Source organism: Allobosea sp. 10N428, assembly GCF_056394545.1.
Window position 1 is genome coordinate 64,535 of sequence record NZ_JBFTIC010000012.1, and the last position, 17,970, is coordinate 82,504.

The following is a 17,970-nucleotide window of genomic DNA, read 5'->3' on the forward strand; positions in this document are numbered from 1 at the left end:
GGCTGGTCTTTCCAGTTGGGTCCGCGCCGACGCTCAGGCCGAACGCTTGGCTGGCTCGGGCGGATCGAAGCGGCTGGGAACCGGGGCGAGACCGAGCCGGTCGCGCAGCGTTCCATCGCGATAGTCGCTCCTGAACAGGCCGCGCTTGCGCAGCAGCGGCACCACCTCATCCGCAAAGACCTCGAACTGTGCCGGCAGGATCGGCGGCATGACGTTGAAGCCGTCCGAGGCGCCCGAGGTGAACCAGTCCTCGATGATGTCGGCGATCTGTTCCGGCGTCCCCGTCGCGGTAAAATGCCCCCTCGCGCCGGCGAGGCTGTGGAGCAGGCCGCGCAATGTCGGGCGCTCGCGTGCGACCAGTGCGGTGATTGACTGGGACCGGCTGCGAGAAGCCTGAACCTGCGACGGGTCGGGGAAATCCGCCACCGACAGGACGTCGTCGAGATTGAGATGCGAGAAGTCATGGCCACCGAAGCGGCTCGACAGCCTGGCCAGTCCAACGCTCGGATGAGACAGCTCGTTCAGCTCCCCCCACACCCGCTTCGCCTCCGCCTCGGTCGAGCCGATAGCGGCGCTGAGACCAGGGAGGATGACGATTTGGTCGGAGCTTCGGCCGCGCGCGCGGGCCTGCGTCTTGATGTCGGCATAGAATTCAACGGCGCTTTCCTTGGTGAGATGTGCCGTGAAAATCGCCTCGGCGTAGCGCGCCGCGAAGGCGCGCCCGTCCTTTGACGCTCCAGCCTGAACGAAGACCGGCCGCCCCTGAGGGGAGCGCGGAATGTTGAGCGCTCCAGCGACGCTGAAATGGCTGCCGCGGTGCTCGGCGCGCCCGACCCGCTCGGGCAGGGCGTAGGTCCCACCCGCACGGTCATCGACGATCGCGTCCCGGGCCCAACTGTCCCAGAGCTTGGACACCGCCTCGACGAAATCGTGGGCGCGCGCATAGCGCTGGTCGAGGCCGACCTGAGAGTCCTGACCGAAATTGACGGCAGCGCCCGGCGCCCATGAGGTGACGATGTTCCAGCCAACGCGCCCGCCGCTGATATGGTCCAAAGAAGCGAACTGGCGAGCGAGATTATAGGGCTCGTTATAGGTGGTCGACGCGGTGGCAATCAGCCCGATACGGCTCGTCGCGGCGGCAAGCGCCCCCAGCAGCGTGATCGGCTCCAGCTCGCCCCGCGCCGCATGGGCAAGCTCGTCACCGAGCGCGAGCTGGTCGGCGAAGAAGATCGAGTCGAGCTTGGCCGCTTCCGCCGCCAGCGCGAGGTCGCGATAATAGGAGAGATCGCTCAACGCCTTCTTGGTCGAGGCGGGATGGCGCCAGGCGGTTTCGTGATGGCCCCGGCCGTTGATGAAGAGATTGAGGTGGAGTTCGCGTGCCATGACGGTCGATCCTCTGGGTGGCGGCTAGACGGCGTCGGTGACGCCGAGCGCTGCGAGCAGTTCGCCGCGCAAGGTTTCGAAATCGGGATCCTTCAGGCGTGGATGCGCCAGGGCGACCGGGCGGTCGACGACGATGCGGCCGTCCTCCATCACCAGAACGCGGTCGGCGAGTTTGATCGCCTCGTCGACATCATGTGTGACCAGCAGCACGGTCGGCTGATGCTGGCGGATCAGGCGGAAGAGCAGATCGTGCATCCTGATGCGCGTCAGGGCATCGAGGGCGCCGAAGGGCTCGTCGGCCAGGAGCAGGCGTGGCTGACGCACTAGCGAGCGCGCCAGCGCGACTCGCTGTTGCTCGCCGCCCGAGAGAGCGTTCGGCCACGCGTCCTCGCGTCCGCCGAGCCCGACATCGGCAAGAGCCGTGCGGCCACGCTCGTCCGCATCCGCCCTGCGCAGGCCGAAGACGACATTCTGCAGCGCATTCTTCCAGGGCAGCAGCCGGGAATCCTGAAAGAGAACCGAACGGTCGGCGGGCACGCTGATCCGGCCTTCGCCTTCGACGCCGTCGTCGAGACCGGCCAGGGCCCGCAGCAAGGTGCTCTTGCCCGAGCCGCTCTTGCCGATCAGCGCGACGAACTGGCCGGGAGCGAAATCGAGCGAGACGTCGCTGAGCACGCTGCGCCCGGAAAAGCGACGGGTGACACCACGCAGGCTGACGGCGGCGGGACCATGGCCCTGTGGCAGGTTGAGCGGATGGGCGGACGCATTCATGAGGCGAGCGCCTTGCGGTAGGACAGCGCACGCCGCGCCCAAAACCTCACCGCGAAATCCGAGCCCAGACCGAGGATGGCATAGATGGCGAGGCCGACGACGATGACATCGGTCTGGCCATAGTCGCGGGCGCGGTTCATCAGATAGCCGATGCCCTCTGTGGTGTTGATCTGCTCCAGCACGACGAGCGCCGTCCAGCAGGTGGTGACGGCCAGTCTCAGGCCCGTGAAGAAGCCGGGCAGCGCGCCCGGCAGCGCAACCTCGCGCAGGAAGGCGCTACGCGAAAGCCCGACGCTGCGGGCGAGCTCGACATGGCGGATGTCGATGCCTCGCAGCGCCGCATGCGTGTTGATGTAGATCGGCACCAGCACACTAGAGGCGATCAGCGCGATCTTCATCGCCTCGCCGATACCGAGCCAGAGAATGGCGAGCGGGATCAGAGCCAGCGTCGGCACGGCGCGCTTGATCTGGACGAGCCCGTCGAGAGAGGCCTCGCCGATGCGGCTAAGCCCGGCCGCGAGTGCCATCGTGAGCCCTATCGCGACGCCGATGCCGAGGCCGAGATAGGCCCGCTTCGCCGAGGCGAGGAAATGGTCGGCCAGCGTACCGTTGCTCAGGAGTTCGAAGCCGGTCAGGACCGCCGTCGACGGCGCTGCCAGGAATTTCGGCGAGAGCCAGCCGAGGCTCGACGCCAGCTCCCAGATGACGACCAGCGCAATCGGGCCGAACAGGATTCCGCCGGGGGGAAGTCGCGAGGGCGCGAGCTGCGGCGGCCGCGGCTCCTGCGTTCCGGCGGAGCGCTCCCAGGCGTTCGCGTCGGCCTGGAAGCCTGTGGCATAGGTTATCAGGCTCATGGCATCCATCCGTTCCGAGCAGGGCTTCAGTTGATCTTGGTGCCGATGACCTCATCGAAGCGCAGGTCGAATTCCTCCCGCGCATCGAGGCGCTTCGGCAGGTCGCCGGCTTCGTGGATCACGTCGATCAGCGATTGCTGCTTGGCGATCAGGCTGGCGAGCCGCGGAAACTGGAACTCGCCCTCGGATTCCACGATCTTGCGGCCATCGGTCGGCTTCAGGTTCTGGCGCTTGACGTAATAGGCATCCACCCAGGCATCGACATTCTGGTGCGACCAGCGGCTGGCGTCGATCCAGCCTGCCACGAATTCGCGGATTGCCGCCGCCTTCGCCGGGTCGTCGAGGGCTTTCTGGCTGGCGTAGAGATAGGTCAGGCTCTTGGGCAGGCGGTCGTTCTGCGCCTTGGGCAGGGCGCTGGCGCCGCGATCGGCGAAATCGGCGAGGTAGCGCGAGAAATGCGGCTCGTTGAGTGCGGCGACATCGACCTGCCCGGTCCGGATAGCATCTGGAAAGTCTGCAGCCCTGAGGGGCACGAGCTTCACGTCCTTGCGCGTCAGGCCCGCGAGCTTCAGCGCGTTGAGCACGAAGGGCTGGCGCCCCGTGCCTTCGCCATAGGCGATACTCTTGCCCTTCAGCTCCTCGAGGCTGCCGATCTTCAGGCCGGCGCGGACCGCGAGGAAATAGTCGGTCTCGGAAGAGACGCGCGCGGCGACGATCGGGATCTTCTCGCTGGCGGCATGGGCCTGTATCGGCGGCGTGTTCCCGACGGTGGCGAGGTCGAGCGCTCCGGCGCGGAAGGCTTCGAGGATCGCCGGACCGCCGAGAAAATTGGCGTAGGTCACGTCGCTCGACAGCTTCGCCTGCACGCCCGAGGCGCGGATCAGTGTCTGCAAAGCCTCGTTCTGATCGGCCACAACCAGTTTCGTCCCGGCAGGGATGTGTTGGGGAAGAAGTGCCCCCTGAGCCGCTGCGCCAGCGATGGCGTGGGAGACGAAAGGGAGAAGCAGCGACGCCTTCAGCAGCGCACGGCGGCCGGCTTGGACATGCTTGGACCACCCAGTCGCATCTGCCATGGTCGTCCCCTTTGCAGATTGGTTGCGTCGGCGATCACCGCTGACCTCACCAAATCCTGCAAAAGAATCGTTTGTTTAGTCAAACGAATGTTCTTTTTAAGATACGATATAAATCCGAAGAACCTTCCAAGCCTCTTATGGGATTCAGGAAGGAATGGGTCGTTCAGCCTGATGCGCGTCCTGCGAGCTATCCGATCTGCAGTCGCGTCGCCCACTGTTGGGGTGATCTCGCGCCAGTAGCGGACTTCGAGATTCTGCCAGAATGCGGACGTGCCCCGGTTGGGCCGCCGGCATGGATTTTCGTCTTTGGTCCAGATCCTAGTCTGAAGCTTAGCGCTCCGGCTTCAACGTTGCGAGAACCTTCCGAAGGCCAGGCTCTTCGACCAGATCCGATGCGTCCTCCAAGCTGAACCAATGTCGAAGGCGCTGCGCTTCCTCCGGCCAATGGGCTAGCTGTTGTGTCACGTGCATTGGGTAAAGCCGAACCTTGCAGAGGCTGAAGCTCGCCTGCAGCCGCTTCCAGTAAAGAAATCGCCCCACTGGCTTTCTCTTGACGGGCCCAACGACACCAGCCTCCTCCAGAGCCTCTCTGCCGGCGGCCTCATGAGCCTTGAGCTTCTTGATCGGCCACCCTTTCGGAACGGTCCAACGCTTAGTGGAGCGCGTCGTCACGAGCAATATTTCCCATTGTCCCGCCGCATTTCTACGCAGCGGCAGCGCACCCACCTGCAGCTTCGCTTTGCCTTGGAGCTTCTTCATGAGCGGGTCGTTTTCATCGAGCGTCGCCGAGGCCAGAATGTCCTTGCCGATCCGCCGCGGTACGGGCCGGCCGGCATCTACGCGACAATTCCCCCTCGGGATGAATTCGGGCGAGATCAACTCGCGATGTTCCGCGCATGGAATTCAAATCCACTGGCAAACCACGAGGCGAATCTTCGGGCCATCCGACCAATCCTCGCCAAAGTCGTGCGGAAGGCGCAAGCCGATAATCCAGGGCTGCGCTTCGTGATCGGCTCCGGGAGACGTGACCGCAAACAGCAACGCATGGCGGTTGCCTGGGGCTGGTCATTGACTAGTGCCAGCTCGCACCGGTCGGGCAAGGCAGTGGACCTATGGCCGCTCGATCAGACGGGACAGATCGTCTTTGATCCGGAAATTCAGAATCGGATTGCTGACGCGCTGGCGCAGGCCGGACGTGAATTGGGCGTATCGCTCCGATGGGGTGGTCATTTCCACGGCTACAAGCATATGGACCGCTCGCATTTCGAGCTTGTCTCGCCGAACGCCCGCAAGCGGTGATCTGAGCAGCCGTCGCCGCTGCCAAATCCCGGCAGCGCGCCGAGCACCACAAGCTTTTTCCAGAAGCAGTTCGGGCTCCGTGGTAAAGTAATTCAGCCCAGAGCCAAGCTCATTGTTTCCATCGGCCGTGTCTAAGCTGCGCCAATAGCTGAACTCAGCTGCGCGGTATAAACCGGACATTCAGCGCGATGCGTTGTCTCCCATTTAGTTCCAACGCGACAACGGGGTGCCTCCAAGGTGTCGTATGCTCCACAGTGTCGCGGAAGACTTGCCGTGTCAGTTGCTCGATACGGACAGTCCCGCAAGCAACGGTGCGTAGACAGCGAACCTGTGGGAAGCGAATTCCATGAACAGCCGAACGCGCTTGGTTTTGCGGGTCTCGCCATGGGTGAGGAGCCAGAGCACGCCGTTGCGCTGCGGCAGGATACCTGGCGCTCGGGTCAGCTGGGGATCGGAGTCGCCGACAAAGCACGGCAGCCTCGTCAAGCCGATCCCTTGGCGAACCGCGGCTATTTGCGCCTCGGCGTCCGGGGTCCTGAAAGGTACCTCGGCAGTTCGGATCTCGCCCGCGCGAGCCCAGTCCGGGATGCCGTGATCGTTAATGACGATCGGCCGGATGGGCCTCTGCGCGCCCGCCCGCCACTTCGCCAGCAGGTCGCGGGACAGGTAGACCCCGCTGGCCAGTTCCGGTCCCATCAGGCCGTGGAGATTGAGCGGGAGGGTCTTGCGGTCGACGACGAAGCGGATCGCCACATCGGCCTCTCGATTGGTCAGGTTCGCGACCTCCCCGGTCGACATGATTTCGATCTCGATTTCGGGGTGCAGGCGCGCGAAATCAGAGAGGTCCGGCATGAACAGATGCGTCGCGAGGAAAGGCGGCAGCGTCAGCCGCAAGAGGCCGCGCGCGCTCCGGTCGCGCCCGAACACGCGCGCCTCCAGTTGGTGTGACGAGGTCTCCATCTGCTCGGCGAACTCCAAAACCTCCTCTCCCGCCGTCGTCAGGCGGTAGCCCGTCGGCAATTTCTCGAACACTCCCGCCCCGAGCCGCTGCTCCAGTTTAGCGACGCGCCGCAGCACGGTCGCGTGGTTCACGGCGAGGCGCTCGGCGGCGGCCCGCACTGAGCCGGCGCGCGCGACGGCCAGAAAATAGCGAACATCGTCCCAATCGATCATAGCATAATCCTGCACCGGAAAGGTGCCTCTTCAAAGCTCGGGCGCAGTGATCCGATGTTGCCATCCAATTCACCCGGTTAGTTTTCGCACCACCGATGTTCACGCCTCCGCACTCACCGTCGCGTGCCGCCAGGGCCATCTCGGGGCTCTCGGGTCGTCCTCTCACGGCCACGAAGGAACCCAAAGGAGACGATCATGGGTAAGCTGGACGGTAAGGTCGCGGTCATCACGGGCGGGTCGAGCGGCATGGCGCTGGCGAGTGCCAAGCGGTTTGTCGACGAAGGCGCCTATGTCTTCATCACCGGTCGGCGGCAAGAGGCGCTTGACGAGGCCGTCAAGCAGATCGGCCGTAACGTCACCGCCGTTCAAGGCGACATGGCCAATCTCGACGACCTCGATCGGTTGTTCGACACGGTGAAGCAGGAGAAGGGCAGGATCGACGTCCTCTACGCCAGCGCCGGCATCGGCGAGGCGGCGCCGCTGGGCGAGATCACGCAAGAGCTCTTCGACAAGACCTTTGGCCTCAACGCGCGCGGCACGCTGTTCACGGTGCAGAAGGCGCTGCCGCTGTTCAACGACGGCGGGTCGATCTTCATGACTGGCTCGGTGGCCTCACTGAAGGGCTTTCCCGGCTACAGCGTCTACGCGGCGAGCAAGGCGACGCTGCACGCCTTCGCGCGAGGATGGCTCAACGAGCTGAAGGGCAGAAACATCCGGGTGAACGTGCTGCACCCGGGACCGATCGCCACCCCGATGCAGGACGAGGTTCTGACCGAGGAGGCGAAGAAGATGTTCGAGTCCCTGATCCCGCGAGGGACGATGGGCCTTCCCGAGGAGATAGCGGGAGCCGCGCTGTTTCTGGCGTCCAACGACTCCAGCTTCGTCAACGGCATGGAGCTGTCCGTCGACGGCGGCTTCTCGGCCATCTGAGGCGCTGCCCGAAAATCCCCGCCCGACAGAGACCAGATGGCTGCGCCGTTGATGGCCGGGCCATCCCTCCCTCCTATATCGGAGACCATCATGAGCTACGCGATCATCGGCTTCGGCAAGATCGGCCAGGCCCTGGCCCACGCCTTCGCCCGCAGGAACTTCGAGGTGGCCGTCGCCAGCCGCCGCCCGCCCGAGGCCCTAGCTCTGCAGGCCCGGGCGATCGGCCCCAAGGTCGTCGCCAAGTCCCGGCAAGAGGCCCTCAAGGCCGATACGATCTTCCTGGCGATCAGGTCCGACTCGCATCCGGACCTCGCCAAGGCTTTGCCAAGCTGGGAACACAAGACCCTCGTCGATGCGACCAACTCCCAGGCTCCGCTGGAGGACATGGACGGCCTGCTGTCTTCCGCCTTCGTGGCGAAGCTCTATGCCGGCGCCAAGGTCGTCAAGGGGTTCAACCACCTGGGCGCAGCGGCTCTTGCAATGGACCCGGTCGTGGCGGGCGGCCATCGGGTCGTGTTCCTGTCGAGCGACGACGAGGACGCGGCCGCATCCGTGGCAGCCCTGGCCAGGCAGCTCGGCTTCGCCCCCGTCAATCTGGGGCGGTTCGACGAGGGCGGCGCGCTGGTTCACGCCAGCGGCTCCGTCTGGGGCGCGCTGATCTTCCAGAACATGTTCAAGAAGGAGCAGTAGAGGATTGGCTGGCAGTTCGTGCGAGGGGTGTATCCTCCGCCCCTTCCCTTGATCATGTGGCTGGAACGCGCCCAACCTAACCTTCCGCGCTGAGTTCAGGCAGGCAACCTGAAGATGGCCCCTGTGAACGTTGGCAATAAGCTCGCCCTCCCCCTGCAGGGGCTGGTGTCGGCGTTGCCGACCGGCTTGCCAGCTGGCAAACATTCCCAAGGGTGGAAGCGGGCCAGAAGCGCCGGATTCTGGTCGGACCAGATGCGCCAAATGCCGACATTGCGCAGTCGCTTGGGAGCACACATTCTCGCGGCCCTTAGGGACCGCGTTTGCCACGTCCTCGATCACTGCGGCCAGTGCACAAATAACGTCTTTCCTCAGGCCCGGATCAGATTCCGCCGCCGCTGTGCCTTCCTGCTTCTTTGTAACGGGTGAGCTTCATCGGTATCGAGGCACTTTGGGGCAATCTATTTTCTGTTAGCGAAAGAAAATGGGTCTCATCTGCAGACCGAGTCCGTCAGTGGCCGAGGAAGAACCGGATCATTTCCCGCGAGGCGTCGGGCCCCTTCGCGTCTACGAAGCTTCCGGTCCGGTCTCCACCCGACCAGGCGTGCCCGGCACCCTCCACCACCCAATACTCCGCGGTGGCCGATCCGGTCTCGGGCCCGACCACCCTGCGGACGACCTCTCTGCCGTTGACGACGGTGCCGGTGATCAACTCGGGCGAACGACCGGATTGTACTCCTGCCTTTTGGAACAGCGCCTCACCATTTGAGGGGTGAACAGTGGCATCCGCCGTGCCGTGGAAGATGATCTGCCTGATGGCGCCAGCTTTCGCTCGAGGTGCTGTCTTCGCGTTGCCCTTCATCGCGGCAAACGCCGACATGACGTCGTTGGCGGCGCCGTGTGGCAAGCCGGAATGGATGCCGGCGGCCGAGAAGACGTCGGGATAAGTGGAGGACAGCACATCCGCCATGGCGCCGCCCGCAGACAGGCCTGCAACAAAGACTCGTTCCCGATCGAGGCCGAATTCCGCGCTCAAGTCCTGCGCCAGCCCGGCCAGAACGGCGGGCTCACCGGCCCCGCGCCGCTGATGACGAACGTCGAACCAGTTCCAGCAACCCTGGGAATTGGCCGAACGCAGTTGATGAGGGTAAGCGACGACGATGCCGAATTCTTCGGCTAGCGCATTCATCCGAGTGCCCCGCGCAAAATCATCGGGGTCCTGGGTGCAGCCATGCAGCATCACGAGCAGAGCGAGTTTCCGCTCGGCATGACCCTCTGGCACGTAGAGCTTGTAATTCAGGGAGCCGGCTCCGTTGCGGTAGCTGCGCGTGCGAAAGCGACCGTCATCGTCTCCGGCCTCGGCCGGGTGACGGCGCGTGCCGGTCCGTTCGGCGAATTGGGTCCGTACGGCCCCGAGGGATTTGAGGGTCTCTCCCAGGCCCCACGTTCCATGAGCCTTGAAACCGGCCGATTCCGCTTGTCCCTCTTTGCGGCGTGTCCATGTCTGGGGCGGAGTTCCGGTTAGCGCGCGCTGGATGGTGGCGGTCGCGCCGACGAGATCGGCCGTCTTGAGACGTGACATGGCTTCGCCGAGGGCGGAGCGGATGCGCGTGTTCATGGGGTGTCCTTTTTCAGCTCAGTCGGTCGGCCAGAGCCGCCTTGATTTCGGGAGCGGCATGCAGCGCGCCTAGCACGGTGAGAGAGGCGATCGTCTCCCGGGCAAGCTCAGGGGAGACATCCGCCTCAATGACGGCCAGACCCAGGACGCGAATCTCCAGTCGTTCGCCGGCGGCCTTGACCGCCTCAAGATCGCGCCGGGTGAATGTCCTCAGGCCGAGTTCGAGAGACAGCCGCGTCGTGGCCTGCGCCGCGACATCGGCATGGCTAGAAAGCTGGTTTCGGATCGCCGTGCGAATGAAGTCGGACCGATTCGAGTAGAAGCCGTCCCTGACCAGCAGGTCGATGCGGCCGAGATCGACGAAGCCGAGATTGAGAGTCAGTTTCTCGCTATCGGGGGTTTTCATCAGGCATCCATATACCATCCACATGGATGGTATATGGATGCTTGGCGCCGAAGCGCAAGACCGCTGGCGCAGCTCAGGATGCGGAGACCAGCGAGCCCCCACATTATGCTGACTGCCAGACCGCCGGTGTGTGCGGATGCACATCATGGCATCACGCCTTCAACAAGGACCCGTCGACGGCGAGATGACTGGACCAGTTGTCGCGATGGCCGGCGAGCGACCTCAAGGCGGCTTCGAACATGACGACAAATTATCCCGAGCGCAAAAATGACCCCGATGGCAAATGCCGTCGGGGTCTGATGCAGCGGCGTGATCAGGCGGCCTTGGCGACAGCCGCCGAGTTCGCAGGCGCGCCGAGCTGGGTCAGGGTCTTGTCCGTCTTGGTTTCCTCGGCGAGGACGTCGCAGGTCTTGCCTCGCGGTGCCTTGCCGATGATCTCGAAGACCTGGCCGAGACGCGCGACATGTCCGTCGGTTTTGTCGCGATGGGTCTCGAAGGCCTTCTTCAGCTCGGGCGCCTTGGCGACCTTGGCCATCTTGGGCAGCGCCTTAAGAATCTGCTTCTCGGCGTAATAGACGTCCTTGAGCATGTGGAGGAACATCTCATCCAGCGGCTTCGGGGTCGTGGCCATGGGTGGTCCCCGGATTGTTCGGGCTCCCGCAGGTCACGCATGCCAGCCCGCTCGATGGCAGAAATATGGACGAAGACGGCCTGGCTGCCGTCATCCGGCTGGATGAAACCGAAGCAGCCCTTGGTGGAATTGAACCATTAACGTTGCCGTTGTCCTGAAAACCCTCTTTGTGACGAACTCTGTCGCTCGCCGACAGGATGTCGAGCGAGTTCAGAACGATCTCGAAGAGGGGTCATCATCGATGCCGAGCCGAAGCGCGAGAAAAACAAAAAAAGCCATCCAGGCAATCTCGATATAGCGATATCCATCTGCTAAATTTTTGGGACACAAATAAAAATACCATAGTTGTGGGTTCTTCAAAATCGGAATTCTTGTTTTCCGCACGAATTCGGCACGGTATTACAATATTCTTTTATCAGATATATTTTCAAGATCGTACGGTTTGCGCGAAATCGACGTCGATGAGGCGAACAGACTGAATAAATCCCCACAGATGGGCAAGGCATGGTAGGATACATCTCAGCTCCAGAAGCTGCGTGCATCAAGGAGTCATCATGCCCCATCGATATGTGATCGGCGACGAAGTTTCCCTCGCCTTCGGCTTTTTCGACCGAGACGCTGCCGGCACCTACGACGTCACCAGGCTCCTCCCGACTTCGCTGAACGGCGAGCCACAATATCGGATCAAGGGCAAAGACGATCGTGAGCGAGTGATCGGAGAGGGGCAGATCATGGGCAATGGGCACCTCAGAAATGCCAAGCCGCGGAGCAGCCATAATCCCATTACGGCGATGTTCGACCGCCTGGACCGCGCGAAGTAGCGTCTTGCCGAGCAGCGAAATCGTATGCCGCTGGCAGCTAATTCGCGCGCAGGAGAACGGAACATCATGAGCGAACGACGCGAACTCTACCGCGGTCCAAATGGCGAAAGCTGGTATCTGGGGAGAGAACCGGCCACCGGAAATGCCTTCGTTATACACCAGCCAAACGGGCCTTCGGGAGGTCAACTCAGTCATATCGCGCTAGGAGCGTTTCTCGAAGAAGGAACCAAGGAGCGGCCAGAGCAACGCGCGTTGCTGCGCCTAATTGCGACATTGGTAGACGTCCCTCCATTCGGAACGCGCGGTGTGCCGCCGGAGAATGACTGACGCCTTCGAGGCTCCGCGACGAGCGAGCCACCCAAGGGACGGCTGGCAACTTATGTCAGCTTCCCCGAATTCAACGAACAGCAAGGTCAGATGAAAAAGCACAACGAGCAGGCTGTGTGGGCGATCCGCGGGTGGGACTGGAATCGTACGTCAGAAAGCGTCGTGTTGAACAGAGGCCAACAAACGAGGGGGAGGCCCTACCTCCGGAGGTCGCATCCATAGATCCGCGTGTAAGTGATCGAGCGCCTCGCTTAGACGTCGTGGGCGCGTCGGTGAGGCGCGCCCGCGACATAAAATGTCTGGAAGAGCTGTCAGCATGCGCTCTATAGGTTTGACATGTTTCGCTTCCTGCACAGCGCCGATCTGCACTTGGGCAAGCCGTTCGGCTCCATGCCAGAGGAGTTGAGAGGCCGGTTGCGTGACGCAAGGCATACGGTCCTTGATCGCCTCGCGGCCAAGGCCCGATCAGGCGGTGCCGAGACCGTATTGCTGGCCGGGGACACATTCCACACGGAAACCCCCAGTCCTGCGATTCTTCGCCAAGCGCTCGCGGCCATGGCCGGCCACCGTGATCTGCGTTGGTTTATTCTCCCAGGTAACCATGACTCCTTGGCAGCCGATGAGCTCTGGTCTTCGGCGAGTGCGGGACTTCCGGCCAATGTCCATCTCGCGCTTGCCCCCACCCCAACGGCGCTCGCCGACGATGTAGTCCTGTTGTCGGCCCCCTGCACAACACGACGCCCCGGCCGCGATCTGACGGAATGGATGAGCTCGGCCGCGACAACAGATGGCACCATCCGCATCGGGCTGGCACATGGTGCGGTTCAAAGCTTTTCCGAAGAGGAAGCTGCGACCGACATCATTGCGCCTGATCGAGCCGCCCGCGCACGTCTGGACTATCTCGCGCTAGGCGATTGGCACGGCCAACTGAGCGTTGGAACGCGAACCTGGTACTCTGGCACGCCCGAACCCGACCGATTCAAACACGATGAACCTGGGCGAGCACTGCTCGTGGCGGTGGCAGCACATGGTGCAGAACCAGCGATCGAAGCCGTACAAACGTCGCTGTTTGATTGGCGAACGATCCAGCTCGACTGCCTTCCCGGCGAAGCTGGGGCGGGCAATCTGCTCAGCAGATGTCCCGATGGACCAGCACGTCGACAAACCCTGCTGCGCATCCTCGCCGCGGGGCGGGCAGGGCCGCAAGCAAGATTGGAACTCGACGCCGCTGTTGCAGCGATCGCGCCCGAATTTGCTCTCATGCAGTTCGATGCAGAAGCTTTGGTGACCGAATGCGAAGTCGGGGATCTCGATCTCATCGACCGTGTCGGAGCGCTGCGACGAGCAGCCGAGCATCTTCTTTCTGAATGTCATGACGATACTCGGTCAGCGGGGGAGCGGGAAGTCTCCCGACAGGCGCTGACCCGCTTGTTTTCCTATTGCGCGGGTGTGCTGGCATGAAGCTGACGCCGCTGCGCCTGCACAACGTTCGCCGCTTCGGCGGGAGGGGCGTCCGGATTGAAAACATCGGCGAAGGTGTCAACGTTCTCTGCGCCGCAAATGAATATGGGAAATCGACCTGCTTCGATGCGTTGCACGCCCTGTTCTTCCAAGCTCATACTGGAACGCCTAGTGCGGTGCAGGCTCTCCGGCCGTATAGCGGGGGCAGCCCCCTCGTCGAGGCTGACCTTCTGACAGCTGACGGCGCATTCCGGCTGACAAAGCAGTTTTACAGCGGGCGGCGAGCACAAGTCCGCGAACGCGATAGCGGGCGCTTGATCGCGCAAGCGGATGAAGCAGAACGCTTCATGTCGAACTTGGTGCGTGGCGGTACTGGCGGTCCCGCGGGGCTCCTCTGGGTTCGTCAAGGAACGACCGGTATCGAAAAGCGCGCCAAGTCGGATGATGAAACCGAGAGAAGGGCCCGAGAGACGGTCCTGACATCCGTTCAAGGCGAAGTTGAAGCTTTGACTGGTGGCCGACGGATGTCGCATGCGCTCGCCGCCTGCGAAGCCGAATTGACACGACTTGTCACGACCACAGGTAAGGCAAAAACAGGCGGTCCCTACGCGGTCGCGTTGGAAGAGCAACAGCGGCTCAGGGAGTTGGAGGCTCGCCTCGGCGGTGAAGTCGTCGAGTTGCGCGCGGCTCTGGACCACCGCCGATCTGTGCGGGGGCGGCTGGCAGAGATCGACACTCCAGAGCAGGAGCGTGATCGTCATGCTGCTCTGGCCGATGGCGAGGCGATTCTAGCGTTGGCCAAAGCCCATCGCTCGGGGCTCGACGCAGCTCGGAGCGGCGAGGCTCTCGCCCGCAACGAACTGGAAGCGGCGCGTTTTGCTCTGTCGACCTTTCAACAGTCTCTGGCGCGCCATAACGAACTCGTCGATTTGCTGATGGCCGCCGAAGCTGATCGGGATGCGCATCGCACGCAACACCACGAAGCGAAGTCGGCGGCTACGCAGGCTTCTGCCAATGTTATTGCCGCCGAGCAGAACGAACGAGAACAGCGGGATTATGTGGCGGCACTCGAAAAGTCCGTTCGCGCCACGTCAGCAGCCAGCCGACTGGCGCTCGTTCGGAAGGCGCGAGACGACGCCGACGCAGCGCGCAAAGATGTCGAAGTCATCCAAGCATCGATCAAGAACCTGACCTTACCGCCCAAAAAGCTCGCGGAACTCGGAGAAATCGAGGAACATCTCGCTGGACAACGGGCAGCCGAGCGAGCCCAGGCACCGCTCCTACGTGTGGAATATTCAACTGGGGTCGATGCGGCAGTCTCGATCGATTCTGCCATATTGCAGCATGGCGAAGAACGACCACTGCTGGGTACCACCCTCATCGACATCGTGAACGTCGGCCGGCTGTCGCTATCGGTGCCTCGATCGGAAAAGACTGAGCGTGACATCGTCGCGCTGAAGGCTCGCCAGAGTGCTTTGCTGGCGGAAATGGGCATCGAGAGCCTGGCCGCAGGTCGACAGAGAGAGGCGCAACTGCGAGACCTAAGCAACCAGTTAGCCCTCGCTCGTCAACGCTTCGACCTCCTCGCGCCAACGGGGTGGGGCGCGCTTGACGAAGAGATTGTCCGGTTAGAAGCCGAAGTCGCGGACTCCAGCCAAGTCACCGGCGACCTCGGCGTGGCACGAGCAGCCGCGCGTGAGGCGGAAGCTCTTATGCGATCGACAAGAGAGGCCGCTACAGCGGCCCGAGCGCGGGCGGAGCTGCTCGCGACGAGCATGGTCGAAGCCGAGCGGCGGGTGGCGGCCCTCGCTTCTTCGCTCGCCGCCATCCGTGAAACTCTGGGTGCGACGGTTGAGTGGTCGGAGCGAGAGGAGGACCTCAAGCGCGCCGAGAAGGAAGCGTCAGCCAAATTCCAGCGGATCGCCGAACATGCTGCTGAAATGGCGGCGCGCAATAGCGACTTGCCCGCGGCCGAGGCCAGATATGCGCGGATGCGTTCATTGGTAGAGGCGGCCAGGAGCGAGATCGTCCGGCTGCGGGAGGAAGCTGCAGGCCTCAACGGCCGTATTCAAACCCGTGCGGAATCCGCCATCGAGGAAGCCTGGCAGGAAGCGCGTGACAAACTCTCAGAGGCGGACCGGAAGGTCGCTGTTCTGAGCCGCGAGGTCGCAATTCTAACTCGTCTGCGAAGCGCTCTAGAAGGCGCCCGCTCGGAGGCGCGGGATCATTATTTTGCTCCCGTACTTCAGGAGCTGCGCCCCTTGCTCGGCCTACTCTTCGACGACGCCGACGTGACGTTCGATGAGGACACGTTGCTGCCGCGAGCAGTCGAACGCAACGGCCTCGAGGAAGAGGTTGGGTTTCTCAGCGGCGGCATGCGTGAGCAGTTGGCTATCCTCACGCGTCTCGCTTTCGCGCGGCTGCTCGCCAAGGACGGACAGATCACACCCGTAATCCTGGACGATGCGCTGGTCTATTCCGATGACGACCGCATCGAAAAGATGTTCGACGCTCTCCATCGGCAGGCTCAAAGCCAACAGATCGTCGTGTTTTCGTGTCGCCAGCGCGCCTTCGCCCGACTGGGCGGGAATGTGTTGCACACGGTTCCCTGGGACCCTGTCGCAGCTTCCTAATCGAGGAGCCACCGGAATATATCCCGGCCTCAGTGCTTCCGGCGCCCGCCGTCTGGCTTGGGTTTGCAGAGCGGCGAACCGTACTGCGGAACTGGTCCGCATACCTGATGGCTACGCAGCTTTCGCAACCCGTTCCACGATGATCTCCTTTTCATGCCCGCGAGCCTGAGCGAGATCGTACACAGCCTGCATCCGCAGCAAGGTATCCGCGCGAACGCCAAAGGCTTTTTCGAAGCGGATTGCCATCTCTGCCGACAATCCGGCTTTACTGTTCAGCAGGTTGCTCATGGCCTGGCGAGTGACCTTGAGCTTCTCGGCCGCGACGGTGACATTCAGCCCATAGGGCTCGACCAGTTCGCTTCTAAGCCACTCTCCAGGGTGAACAGCAAAACTTGCGTGAAGCTTGATCCCCATCAGTGATAATCCTCCAAATCTATGTCCTCGATCGCACCTGCCTGATTGACGCGAAACGTTATCCGCCAGTTCTTCGTAACTGTGAGCGACCAAACGCCAGCTCGGTCGCCGGTCAGCAGATGTGCACCAAAGTTTGGCGGGGTGTACAGTTCTTCGGCAGACTCGATCGCCGCCAGAAACGCCAGCATGTTCCGAAGTCGTCCCACGAGATCGCCAGGCAATCCTTTGGATCTGCCTGTCTCCGCGAACCTCCGGAGTGCCTTATCCTTGATACTCTCGATGTCCACGTGAACACGCTAGCGTCCGGCCTGCATAGTGTCAACCGTCAATTGACACCAGACACCGGCTGCCGCTTATGCGCCCGATATGACGAAGAAGGACGGCCCACTCAGTCATACCATCCTGCGCAAGTCCGTCCCGCGCGCATTGGCGGCAGCGGCAACGCAACACCCCCGGTGGGCGCGGTCCCTATCGTGGTTTTGATGGATTGCGAAAGCTGGTTGATGTGACTTGCAAGGTCTCGTCGTACGATTCCTTAGTTCACAGAGGAATCGACACCATGCGTTTGAAATCGATCATTGATGATGCTTTCGGCGAAGCGCTCGTAGAGACGGCGCGCGGCGTCAGCCTTTACATGCTGGCAAACGAAGTCAGCTCAGATTGTCCCGGCGCGGAAGCTCCTTCTGACTTCGAGAATGGGCTCACGATCGCGCAGGAGTTGGAAGGGCTCAAGAGCGATCTATCGCGTCTAGAGACGGGTTGGAATCCCAGTCGTGACGACCTGACGGATTCGGCCCCGCTTCAGGGCTGGGGTATCTGGGACAGTGGAGAAGTGCTGCCGCGCATCGTCGGCTTTTGCGCAGGCGCCTCGAAAATCGGCTCCTTCTACGAAGAAGGTGAGCAGGTCGTCACACTCCAAATTCTGGCGATTGACCATCGCTTCGCTTGGGTCCGTGATCGTCGGGGCTTCTACCGGCTTGCCGACTGCCAACTACCTCGTCGGGCCATTCTCGGCTCCCAATAGTCGAAACATTTTAATCTAAGCGTGAGGCAAAACATACGAGCAAACGATAGACATCGTGGACCCGCCGGGCAGATTACCGAAAGGTCGGTCGCATTCCCGCGACCCGGGCAGTGTCTTAGATCTGTAGAAGAAGCATGAATCGTGAGACCGTTCATCCGGCTTTGGAAGGCCTGGAAACCAACGCGGACATAATCCAGCGCTCGCGTTGGCAGGCATTTTCAGAGCTGAAATCGTCGAGAGACTTGCGCCCAATTGAGTTCGATAATGTTAATCTGTCAAACGGCCTGCAAAGTTGCCCCCCGATCGGCGTCCAATGTTGGGTCTGACTCAGTTTCGCTGCAGGTTGGGGCTGTTCTGACGCTGGTTTCCAGAAGGAATCAGCATGATGAAGCAGCGATTTCGGCCAGCCAACCTGGTTCCTTCAGGATTGATGGTCGACGAGATCGCGATCGAAGGAGATCGTGT

19 protein-coding genes and 1 pseudogene are annotated in these 17,970 nt (G+C 62.3%); 8 read left to right on the plus strand and 12 right to left on the minus strand.

All coding sequences use genetic code 11. The annotated features are described in order from the left end of the window. Window positions 1–33: 33 nt before the first annotated feature. From AC1DDA_RS24830 to AC1DDA_RS24850, 5 genes are all read right to left on the minus strand, one after another. Entirely contained in the window at window positions 34–1,383 is a 1,350-nt protein-coding gene (locus AC1DDA_RS24830) for an LLM class flavin-dependent oxidoreductase (protein ID WP_441514123.1), read from the minus strand. Between the two features lie 24 nt (window positions 1,384–1,407). Beyond that, the gene (locus AC1DDA_RS24835; protein ID WP_441514122.1) at window positions 1,408–2,154 is read right to left on the minus strand and encodes an ABC transporter ATP-binding protein; all 747 of its coding nucleotides are present in this window, start codon (window positions 2,152–2,154) and stop codon (window positions 1,408–1,410) included. After that, a complete protein-coding gene (locus tag AC1DDA_RS24840) occupies window positions 2,151–3,008 on the minus strand; it encodes an ABC transporter permease (RefSeq protein ID WP_476797782.1) in 858 nt (285 codons plus the stop codon). Before AC1DDA_RS24840 ends, AC1DDA_RS24835 begins: the two co-directional genes overlap by 4 nt. A gap of 26 nt (window positions 3,009–3,034) precedes the next feature. After that, the gene (locus tag AC1DDA_RS24845) at window positions 3,035–4,081 is read right to left on the minus strand and encodes a PhnD/SsuA/transferrin family substrate-binding protein (RefSeq protein WP_476797783.1); all 1,047 of its coding nucleotides are present in this window, start codon (window positions 4,079–4,081) and stop codon (window positions 3,035–3,037) included. 330 nt (window positions 4,082–4,411) lie between these two features. Next, window positions 4,412–4,960 carry an NUDIX hydrolase gene (locus AC1DDA_RS24850; protein WP_476797784.1) on the minus strand — a complete coding sequence of 183 codons (549 nt, stop codon included), beginning with the start codon at window positions 4,958–4,960 and terminating at the stop codon, window positions 4,412–4,414. Window positions 4,961–4,966: 6 nt separating this feature from the next. Here AC1DDA_RS24850 and AC1DDA_RS24855 point away from each other — a divergent pair, with 6 nt between their 5' ends. Next, window positions 4,967–5,380 (plus strand): M15 family metallopeptidase, encoded by a 414-nt coding sequence (locus AC1DDA_RS24855; RefSeq protein WP_476797785.1) that lies wholly within the window; start codon window positions 4,967–4,969, stop codon window positions 5,378–5,380. A 276-nt stretch (window positions 5,381–5,656) separates the two neighbouring features. Here the strand turns inward: AC1DDA_RS24855 and AC1DDA_RS24860 are convergent, their stop codons facing one another. Next, window positions 5,657–6,553 carry a LysR family transcriptional regulator gene (locus AC1DDA_RS24860; protein WP_476797786.1) on the minus strand — a complete coding sequence of 299 codons (897 nt, stop codon included), beginning with the start codon at window positions 6,551–6,553 and terminating at the stop codon, window positions 5,657–5,659. A 195-nt stretch (window positions 6,554–6,748) separates the two neighbouring features. Between AC1DDA_RS24860 and AC1DDA_RS24865 the strand changes: the two genes are divergently transcribed. Both AC1DDA_RS24865 and AC1DDA_RS24870 read left to right on the plus strand, forming a co-directional pair. Continuing rightward, window positions 6,749–7,483 carry an SDR family NAD(P)-dependent oxidoreductase gene (locus AC1DDA_RS24865; RefSeq protein ID WP_441514116.1) on the plus strand — a complete coding sequence of 245 codons (735 nt, stop codon included), beginning with the start codon at window positions 6,749–6,751 and terminating at the stop codon, window positions 7,481–7,483. 90 nt (window positions 7,484–7,573) lie between these two features. Next, window positions 7,574–8,173, plus strand: coding sequence for an NADPH-dependent F420 reductase (locus AC1DDA_RS24870; RefSeq protein ID WP_476797787.1), 600 nt, complete (start codon window positions 7,574–7,576; stop codon window positions 8,171–8,173). A 508-nt stretch (window positions 8,174–8,681) separates the two neighbouring features. Here AC1DDA_RS24870 and AC1DDA_RS24875 read toward each other — a convergent pair. The 4 genes and pseudogenes from AC1DDA_RS24875 to AC1DDA_RS24890 form a co-directional block, all read right to left on the minus strand. Next, window positions 8,682–9,788 carry an extracellular catalytic domain type 1 short-chain-length polyhydroxyalkanoate depolymerase gene (locus AC1DDA_RS24875; protein ID WP_441514114.1) on the minus strand — a complete coding sequence of 369 codons (1,107 nt, stop codon included), beginning with the start codon at window positions 9,786–9,788 and terminating at the stop codon, window positions 8,682–8,684. Between the two features lie 13 nt (window positions 9,789–9,801). Further along, window positions 9,802–10,194, minus strand: coding sequence for a CopG family transcriptional regulator (locus AC1DDA_RS24880; RefSeq protein ID WP_441514113.1), 393 nt, complete (start codon window positions 10,192–10,194; stop codon window positions 9,802–9,804). A gap of 313 nt (window positions 10,195–10,507) precedes the next feature. Then, complete coding sequence (locus tag AC1DDA_RS24885; RefSeq protein WP_476797788.1) at window positions 10,508–10,825, minus strand: YciE/YciF ferroxidase family protein; 318 nt, start codon at window positions 10,823–10,825, stop codon at window positions 10,508–10,510. A gap of 14 nt (window positions 10,826–10,839) precedes the next feature. Beyond that, a pseudogene (locus tag AC1DDA_RS24890) lies at window positions 10,840–10,929 on the minus strand (cold-shock protein); the annotation flags it as partial. 432 nt (window positions 10,930–11,361) lie between these two features. On the opposite strand from AC1DDA_RS24890, the gene AC1DDA_RS24895 reads away from it, so the two are divergent. The 4 genes from AC1DDA_RS24895 to AC1DDA_RS24910 all read left to right on the plus strand — a co-directional run bounded on the left by AC1DDA_RS24895 (window position 11,362) and on the right by AC1DDA_RS24910 (window position 16,067). Continuing rightward, the gene (locus AC1DDA_RS24895) at window positions 11,362–11,646 is read left to right on the plus strand and encodes a hypothetical protein (RefSeq protein WP_476797789.1); all 285 of its coding nucleotides are present in this window, start codon (window positions 11,362–11,364) and stop codon (window positions 11,644–11,646) included. Between the two features lie 66 nt (window positions 11,647–11,712). Continuing rightward, window positions 11,713–11,973: a hypothetical protein gene (locus AC1DDA_RS24900; RefSeq protein ID WP_441514110.1), complete on the plus strand. Its 261-nt coding sequence runs from the start codon at window positions 11,713–11,715 to the stop codon at window positions 11,971–11,973. A gap of 336 nt (window positions 11,974–12,309) precedes the next feature. Further along, the gene (locus AC1DDA_RS24905; protein WP_476797790.1) at window positions 12,310–13,434 is read left to right on the plus strand and encodes a metallophosphoesterase family protein; all 1,125 of its coding nucleotides are present in this window, start codon (window positions 12,310–12,312) and stop codon (window positions 13,432–13,434) included. Continuing rightward, window positions 13,431–16,067 carry an AAA family ATPase gene (locus AC1DDA_RS24910; RefSeq protein ID WP_476797791.1) on the plus strand — a complete coding sequence of 879 codons (2,637 nt, stop codon included), beginning with the start codon at window positions 13,431–13,433 and terminating at the stop codon, window positions 16,065–16,067. Before AC1DDA_RS24905 ends, AC1DDA_RS24910 begins: the two co-directional genes overlap by 4 nt. A gap of 111 nt (window positions 16,068–16,178) precedes the next feature. Here AC1DDA_RS24910 and AC1DDA_RS24915 read toward each other — a convergent pair whose 3' ends face one another. Together AC1DDA_RS24915 and AC1DDA_RS24920 are read right to left on the minus strand one after the other, a co-directional pair. Next, window positions 16,179–16,481: a HigA family addiction module antitoxin gene (locus AC1DDA_RS24915; protein WP_441514107.1), complete on the minus strand. Its 303-nt coding sequence runs from the start codon at window positions 16,479–16,481 to the stop codon at window positions 16,179–16,181. Next, entirely contained in the window at window positions 16,481–16,768 is a 288-nt protein-coding gene (locus tag AC1DDA_RS24920; RefSeq protein ID WP_441514106.1) for a type II toxin-antitoxin system RelE/ParE family toxin, read from the minus strand. Before AC1DDA_RS24920 ends, AC1DDA_RS24915 begins: the two co-directional genes overlap by 1 nt. Window positions 16,769–17,040: 272 nt before the next feature. On the opposite strand from AC1DDA_RS24920, the gene AC1DDA_RS24925 reads away from it, so the two are divergent. After that, a complete protein-coding gene (locus AC1DDA_RS24925) occupies window positions 17,041–17,505 on the plus strand; it encodes a hypothetical protein (RefSeq protein WP_476797792.1) in 465 nt (154 codons plus the stop codon). Window positions 17,506–17,970 lie beyond the last annotated feature (465 nt).

What these genes read in the sequence shown, in the direction of transcription:
- AC1DDA_RS24830 (WP_441514123.1), bottom strand. Translation starts at nt 1,383, where the DNA reads ATGGCACGCGAACTCCACCTCAATCTCTTCATCAACGGCCGGGGCCAT.
- AC1DDA_RS24835 (WP_441514122.1), bottom strand. Translation starts at nt 2,154, where the DNA reads ATGAATGCGTCCGCCCATCCGCTCAACCTGCCACAGGGCCATGGTCCC.
- AC1DDA_RS24840 (WP_476797782.1), bottom strand. Translation starts at nt 3,008, where the DNA reads ATGAGCCTGATAACCTATGCCACAGGCTTCCAGGCCGACGCGAACGCC.
- AC1DDA_RS24845 (WP_476797783.1), bottom strand. Translation starts at nt 4,081, where the DNA reads ATGGCAGATGCGACTGGGTGGTCCAAGCATGTCCAAGCCGGCCGCCGT.
- AC1DDA_RS24855 (WP_476797785.1), top strand. Translation starts at nt 4,967, where the DNA reads ATGTTCCGCGCATGGAATTCAAATCCACTGGCAAACCACGAGGCGAAT.
- AC1DDA_RS24860 (WP_476797786.1), bottom strand. Translation starts at nt 6,553, where the DNA reads ATGATCGATTGGGACGATGTTCGCTATTTTCTGGCCGTCGCGCGCGCC.
- AC1DDA_RS24865 (WP_441514116.1), top strand. Translation starts at nt 6,749, where the DNA reads ATGGGTAAGCTGGACGGTAAGGTCGCGGTCATCACGGGCGGGTCGAGC.
- AC1DDA_RS24870 (WP_476797787.1), top strand. Translation starts at nt 7,574, where the DNA reads ATGAGCTACGCGATCATCGGCTTCGGCAAGATCGGCCAGGCCCTGGCC.
- AC1DDA_RS24875 (WP_441514114.1), bottom strand. Translation starts at nt 9,788, where the DNA reads ATGAACACGCGCATCCGCTCCGCCCTCGGCGAAGCCATGTCACGTCTC.
- AC1DDA_RS24880 (WP_441514113.1), bottom strand. Translation starts at nt 10,194, where the DNA reads ATGAAAACCCCCGATAGCGAGAAACTGACTCTCAATCTCGGCTTCGTC.
- AC1DDA_RS24885 (WP_476797788.1), bottom strand. Translation starts at nt 10,825, where the DNA reads ATGGCCACGACCCCGAAGCCGCTGGATGAGATGTTCCTCCACATGCTC.
- AC1DDA_RS24900 (WP_441514110.1), top strand. Translation starts at nt 11,713, where the DNA reads ATGAGCGAACGACGCGAACTCTACCGCGGTCCAAATGGCGAAAGCTGG.
- AC1DDA_RS24905 (WP_476797790.1), top strand. Translation starts at nt 12,310, where the DNA reads ATGTTTCGCTTCCTGCACAGCGCCGATCTGCACTTGGGCAAGCCGTTC.
- AC1DDA_RS24910 (WP_476797791.1), top strand. Translation starts at nt 13,431, where the DNA reads ATGAAGCTGACGCCGCTGCGCCTGCACAACGTTCGCCGCTTCGGCGGG.
- AC1DDA_RS24915 (WP_441514107.1), bottom strand. Translation starts at nt 16,481, where the DNA reads ATGGGGATCAAGCTTCACGCAAGTTTTGCTGTTCACCCTGGAGAGTGG.
- AC1DDA_RS24925 (WP_476797792.1), top strand. Translation starts at nt 17,041, where the DNA reads ATGCGTTTGAAATCGATCATTGATGATGCTTTCGGCGAAGCGCTCGTA.